The organism is Actinoallomurus acaciae, from assembly GCF_042429965.1.
Lineage (GTDB): Bacteria > Actinomycetota > Actinomycetes > Streptosporangiales > Streptosporangiaceae > Actinoallomurus > Actinoallomurus acaciae.
Genome location: NZ_JBHLZP010000878.1, coordinates 1 through 2,106 on the forward strand (window position 1 = coordinate 1; position 2,106 = coordinate 2,106).

Sequence of the window (2,106 nt, forward strand, 5' to 3'; positions counted from 1 at the left end):
GGGCCAGCGGCAGCCGGCCGCACAGCGCGACGAGGGCGACGGCCTGCTCGTGCTCGCCCGCGACGCGCCCGTCGCCGAGGAGACGGTCGAGCAGTTCGACCGCTCCCTCGTCGTCGAGCGGCGCGATGTCGAGAAAACGCGCGCCGTCCATGGCGAGGCCCGTGAGGCGGTGGCGCGTCGTGACCACGACCAGGGCCGGTCCCGGTCCGGGCAGCAGCGGGCGCACCTGAGCCGCCGACACGGCGTTGTCGAGCATGATGATCAGGCGCCGCCCCGTGGTCAGGGTGCGGAACAGCGGCGCCTGCTCATCGGCGTCCGCCTCGACCGCGACGGCGTCGACGCCGAGGGCGCGGAGGAGTTGTTCGAGCGGCTCGGCCGGCCGCATCGGCCGCTGCCCGGAGAATCCGCGCAGGTCGATGAAGAGCTGGCCGTCGGGGTAGGACGCGCGGACCTGGTGCAGCCAGCGGAGCGCGAGGGTGGTCTTACCGACGCCGCCCGTACCGCTGACCACGACGATCAGCGGAGCGCCGGCCTCGGGCGGTCGCTCGGCGAGCCGCCGCAGGGCGGCCAGGTCGCGCGTGCGGTCGGCGAAGAACCCGGCGGAGGGCAACTGCGCCGGTGCGGGGAGCGCGGCGGGAGCACCGAGGTTGAACTGCACATCGCCATGAATGGAGCGGGCCTGCACATTGGCCCCGGAGACGCCACCGGCTAATTGGTTCTCCCAGTTACCACCAGTCTCACCGGCAGCACTCTCGTCACGCAAAACAGCCCCTTTTTCCGTCTGACTTACATTGCAGCAGTATAGATCGCGATACGCCGAAACCCCCGCGATCTGGCCAGCTCAGGTCGCCGAATTACCGGCGGCACTTGCGGGACAATTCCCTTTTAACTCCCGAGGCGAAATAGTGGCGAATCACGCGATAACGCCGACAAACAGCCGCACGCATCCACCTCTCGGCAGGTCAGTAGCCCGATTGACGCGAGCGGTCGCGGGAATTGGATTCATGCGCGCCGATCCACGGCCGCATTTGTTGCGACGAAATCAATGACCGATACGCCGCGGATGCCGCTCATCTCCGAGTCCGGCTCCCGCCGTGAAGGGAGCAGATGGTGTTCATCCTCACCCGGCGGACGAGACATGTCGGACTCGCCGCACTGGCCGCACTGGCGCTCGCCTCCACGCCGGCCCACGCCGACCTCGGTCCGGCGGACCACGGTGTCGATCCGCTCGCCGGCGCTCCGGTCAAACGGGCGTGCCCCGACACGTCCCAGCCGGGCGCGGTGACCTGCCTCGCGCTCGTACGCACCGACGTGCGGCCGCAGCACGGCATCCAGCCGCAGCACGCGCCCGCCGGGCTCGGCGCCACCGAGCTGCGCGACGCCTACCGGCTGCCGACCGCGACCGCCGGCAAGGGCCAGACGGTCGCCATCATCAACGTCTTCGACGACCCGAAGGCCGAGTCCGACCTCGCCGTCTACCGCGCGCAGTACGGCCTGCCGCCGTGCACCACCGCGAACGGCTGCTTCCGCAAGGTCAACGCCGACGGCAGCAGCCGGCTGCCCCACGCCGACACGAGCTGGGCCCAGGAGATCTCCCTGGACCTCGACATGGTCTCCGCGACCTGCCCGAACTGCAAGATCCTCCTCGTCGAGGCCGACCAGACCTCGATCCCCGGCCTGGGCAAGGGCGTCGACACCGCCGTGCGCCTGGGCGCCAAGTACATCTCCAACAGCTACGGCGGCGCGGAGTCGGCCTCCGCGAGCGCCGCCGACTTCCAGCACTTCGACCACCCGGGCGTCGCGATCACCGCGGCCTCCGGCGACAGCGGCTACGGCGTGCTGTTCCCGGCCACGGCCCCGCACGTCACCGCGGTCGGCGGCACGTCACTCGGCCGGGCGGCCAACGCCCGCGGCTGGAACGAGACGGCGTGGAGCGGTTCGGGCTCCGGCTGCGCGACGGTGGCGCCCAAGCCGCCGTGGCAGAAGGACACCGGCTGCTCGCGCCGCACGGTCGCCGACGTCTCGGCGGTCGCCGACCCGAACACCGGCGTCGCGGTCTATGACACGTTCGGGTTCGGCGGCTGGCAGGTCGTCGGCGGCACCAGC

At 71.2% G+C, this 2,106-nt stretch carries 2 protein-coding genes; one reads left to right on the top strand and one right to left on the bottom strand.

Annotation, left to right across the window (positions count from 1 at the left end):
• A partial coding sequence (locus ACFFNX_RS48365; RefSeq protein ID WP_378213184.1) for an AAA family ATPase occupies positions 1-658 on the bottom strand: 658 nt, incomplete at its 3' end.
• A 449-nt stretch (positions 659-1,107) separates the two neighbouring features.
• On the opposite strand from ACFFNX_RS48365, the gene ACFFNX_RS48370 reads away from it, so the two are divergent.
• Positions 1,108-2,106: S53 family peptidase (locus ACFFNX_RS48370; RefSeq protein WP_446678566.1), on the top strand; the 999-nt coding region annotated here is incomplete at its 3' end.